4 protein-coding genes and 1 pseudogene are annotated in these 3,672 nt (G+C 52.6%); 2 read left to right on the top strand and 3 right to left on the bottom strand.

Annotated elements, in window-relative coordinates:
* The first annotated feature begins 218 nt into the window (after positions 1-218).
* Positions 219-995, top strand: coding sequence for an enoyl-ACP reductase FabI (locus BOW51_RS08440; protein WP_078477327.1), 777 nt, complete (start codon positions 219-221; stop codon positions 993-995).
* Positions 996-1,062: 67 nt separating this feature from the next.
* Positions 1,063-1,470, top strand: a complete 408-nt coding sequence (locus tag BOW51_RS08435) for a hypothetical protein (RefSeq protein ID WP_135568168.1) — start codon at positions 1,063-1,065, stop codon at positions 1,468-1,470.
* Between the two features lie 52 nt (positions 1,471-1,522).
* Here the strand turns inward: BOW51_RS08435 and BOW51_RS08430 are convergent, their stop codons facing one another.
* The 3 genes and pseudogenes from BOW51_RS08430 to BOW51_RS08420 all read right to left on the bottom strand — a co-directional run.
* Positions 1,523-2,161 (bottom strand): DsbA family protein, encoded by a 639-nt coding sequence (locus tag BOW51_RS08430; RefSeq protein WP_078477324.1) that lies wholly within the window; start codon positions 2,159-2,161, stop codon positions 1,523-1,525.
* A gap of 4 nt (positions 2,162-2,165) precedes the next feature.
* Positions 2,166-2,663, bottom strand: a pseudogene (locus tag BOW51_RS08425) (ATP-grasp domain-containing protein); the annotation flags it as partial.
* Positions 2,664-2,859: 196 nt separating this feature from the next.
* A partial coding sequence (locus tag BOW51_RS08420) for an amino acid--tRNA ligase-related protein (RefSeq protein ID WP_306341497.1) occupies positions 2,860-3,672 on the bottom strand: 813 nt, incomplete at its 5' end.

Below are 3,672 nucleotides of genomic sequence, written 5' to 3'. Positions count from 1 at the left end.
ATTGCGGGTAAGGGTTGTTCCATGCCTGCCCGCAGGCGGACAGCATGAAGCTCACCAGCAGCAGTGCCATGCCTCCAATCCATGCAGAGCTCTTTGTTTTTTGTTCGGCTTTCAATACACTATCTGTTTTATGGCGCGACTGCGCTGCGGGTTAATGGCACAATCATCGCATTCTCTACGAAAATTGTCAGTAACAACTACAAAGCAAGGTTTGATTAATGGGATTTCTCGATAATAAACGCGTCCTCATCGTGGGCGTAGCAAGCAAAAAATCAATCGCTTACGGTATTGCAAAAGCAATGGCACGCGAAGGTGCCGAGTTGGCCTTTACCTACCAGGGCGACAAACTCAAGAGTCGCGTCGAGGGTGTCGCAGAAGAGTGTGGTTCCGATATCGTGCTGCCACTCGATGTCTCCTCAGATGAAGAAATTGATACCGTATTCAAGGCGCTGGGTGAAAAATGGGATGGACTAGACACAATTGTCCACTCAGTCGGCTTTGCTCCACGCGATCAGCTCGAGGGCAGCTATGTCGATGCCGTTTCTCGTGAAGGTTTTGCCATTGCACACGATATCAGCGCATACAGCCTTGCCGCACTGGCCAAGGCGGGTCGTTCCATGATGCAGGGTCGTAACGGTTCGATCGTCACCATGAGCTACCTCGGCGCTGTACGCACAGTACCAAATTACAATGTCATGGGTGTTGCCAAGGCTGCTCTCGAGGCCAATGTACGTTACCTGGCAGATTCACTTGGACCGGAAGGGATTCGCGTCAATGCTGTCTCGGCAGGACCAATCCGTACACTCGCAGCAGCTGGCATCAGCGGTTTCAAGGGCATGCTTGCTGAAGCCGAGGGTAAGACGCCTCTACGCCGCAATGTCACCATAGACGAAGTCGGTAATGCGACTGCATTCCTCTGTTCTGACCTGGCTTCCGGCATTACGGGTGATGTACTCTATGTCGACTCCGGATATCATATCCTTGGTATGGCGTAGGCCGATTCACACCCTAAAATAAAGCAGATCAATTGACTAAACTGTTGAACAGGATACTGAGCTGAACATGTCTAACCCGGTAGTTTCTAGCGAAGAAAGCGTTACAGTGACACCCTTATGGCTATTTATCGTTGTGATGATTCTGGCCTCATTTTTTCTCCTGAGAGGATGTGCCAAGAGTGATATAGAGGAGTTACAGGCAGCGAAAGCCGACTTCTCGCAGCAGCACAAGGATGAGGTGCAGGCATTCATGCAGAAGGCGGTCGATCAGCAGTCAGAAGTGGATAAGCTGTATGAGAAAATCAGCCAACTACAATCTGAATTGCGAAAGACAAATACAGACCTGGATCTGGCGAACAAGATGGCAAAAGAGTTACGCACCAGCCTGGCCGGAATGAATACGGAGAACGAGGAGCTCATCAAGGTGTGGCGTTCCTGTGCACAGGAGCTTTCTATCCTGCAGCAGCAGAGGTAGGCCGACGTTTTCCCCGGCCGGGGAAAACCTCACCGGGCTGGTTGAGAATCAGTCAGCCTTCGTTACGAAGCAATGAAACAATCAACTCACGCATTGTCTCTTCGTTGTTGTAGTCGATAGCAATCTGCCAGCGGGAAGTTTCAGAGATTTCAAGCAGCAAGCTTGGGTAGCTGTCCTGCTTCATCGCCCTGCACCTCTCAATTTCATCGAGCAACTTCTGCTGGGTAGCGGGATCACCCAGCACATTGGCAAACGCATCAGCATTCAGTCCAATCTCCGTTGCCAGTTCGATAAGCGTCGAATCATCAGAAGGATTCCTGGCTTCCTGGTAATAGGCGCGCTGGATAGCAGCTGTCATCAGCGATTCGAATTTCGGGCCGAACTGGCGTGCGGCGATGACCGCACGGCACGCCGGATAGGTAGAACGTCGAGGGCTTGCCTTTTCCCAAAAATCGAAATTGAAATGCACCCCGGGAATTCTCTGCTCGATCTTGTGCCATGTCTGCTGCAGAAAGCTGCGTGTCTCTTCAGGCATGGGTTCATCCGAATCGGGAGCAAGGCCACCAACCAGGGACTCGACCTCGACACTGTCGCCGAGCTTTTCAAACAGTTCCCTGCGCGTTGCCTCAAAGCCGTAAGTCCAACTACACATCGGGTCATAGACATAATAGAGTCTTGGCTTCTGCTTCATGCTGTTATCCGGATGTCTTGACGCAATCAGCCGCTTTTTTCGCCTTCTTGCGTGCAGCATCGGTGTTTTCGGCGCGTGCCAGGGCAACGCCCATTCTGCGCCTGACGTAGGATTCAGGTTTGCCAAACAGGCGCAGGTCCGTATCCGGATCTGCAAGGGCTGCAGCAAGATTTGAAAATTCTATGCTTTTACCTTCAAGTCCACCGTAGATGACAGCGCTTGCACCTGCTGCATACATAGCGGTATTGACCGGCAGGCCGAGGATTGCCCGCGCGTGCAGTTCAAATTCATTCTGGTACTGGGTCACCATGGTGACCATGCCGGTATCATGTGGGCGCGGACTCACCTCTGAGAACCATACCTTGTCACCCTTGATGAAGAGTTCAACGCCAAAAATTCCGCAGCCACCGAGTTCTGAGGTAATCGCACTGGCAATCTCTTTTGATCTTGTCAGCGCGGCTTCACTCATCTGTTGGGGTTGCCAGCTTTCGACATAGTCGCCCTCGCTGCGCGCCAAGGAGCATGACGCGGGTGGCTGTCGGAGACAGCGGTGTACCAATTTTGATCATTTAATCGAATCTGTTACCAATGCATCTGGATGCATAGAGTACTACCGAAGAACGAGAAACGCCACATGGCAAATGCCATATGGCGCTTATTGAAGCGAGGAACACCGTACACGGGGCGGTTCTCCGGGTTTATTCTGCTGTTTTTTCTCTCTCGCGAAGCTTGATGTGCAAATCGCGCAGCTGTCTTGTAGAGACCTCTGACGGCGCATTGGTCAACAGGCAACTGGCAGTCTGCGTCTTCGGGAATGCCATGACATCACGAATCGAACTCGCACCGCTCATCAGCATGATCAGGCGATCAAGACCGAACGCCAATCCGCCATGTGGTGGACAGCCGTACTTGAGTGCGTCAAGCAGGAAGCCGAACTTTTCATCTGCTTCCTGTTTTTCGATGCCAAGCAGGTTGAAGACCTGCTCCTGCACTGCGCGACGATGGATACGGATTGAGCCGCCACCGATTTCGCTGCCGTTGAGCACCATGTCATAAGCGCGAGACAGTGCCGTGCCCGGATTGACTTCAATGCTGTCGCCTTCCAGCTTGGGTGCGGTAAAGGGGTGGTGCAGCGCAGTCCAGCGTCCCTCGCCTTCATCAAATTCAAACATCGGGAAGTCGACAACCCACAATGGCTTCCACTCACCTTCCATGAGGCCGCGGTCCTTGCCAAGTTTTTCACGCAGGGCACCAATCGATTCATTCACCACGTGTGTCTTGTCCGCACCGAAGAAAATCAGGTCGCCGTCTTCTGCGCTGGTGCGCTCGAGAATAGCGTTGATAGCTTCATCCGGGAGGAACTTCAGAATTGGCGACTGCAAGCCGTCACGGCCATTGGCAAGTTCGTTGACCTTGATATAGGCGAGACCGCGTGCACCGTAGATGCCGACAAATTTCGTATAGCCGTCGATCTCCTTGCGTGACAGCTCACCACCTTTTGGCAGGCGCAG

This window comes from Solemya elarraichensis gill symbiont (assembly GCF_002021095.1).
GTDB lineage: Bacteria > Pseudomonadota > Gammaproteobacteria > Chromatiales > Chromatiaceae.
Note: the sequence above shows the minus strand (reverse complement) of the source record. Positions and strands in the feature narration are given on the sequence as shown.

Bases quoted from the DNA above. Each gene is read 5' to 3' on its own strand.
- BOW51_RS08440 (WP_078477327.1), top strand. From the start codon at position 219: ATGGGATTTCTCGATAATAAACGCGTCCTCATCGTGGGCGTAGCAAGC.
- BOW51_RS08435 (WP_135568168.1), top strand. From the start codon at position 1,063: ATGTCTAACCCGGTAGTTTCTAGCGAAGAAAGCGTTACAGTGACACCC.
- BOW51_RS08430 (WP_078477324.1), bottom strand. From the start codon at position 2,161: ATGAAGCAGAAGCCAAGACTCTATTATGTCTATGACCCGATGTGTAGT.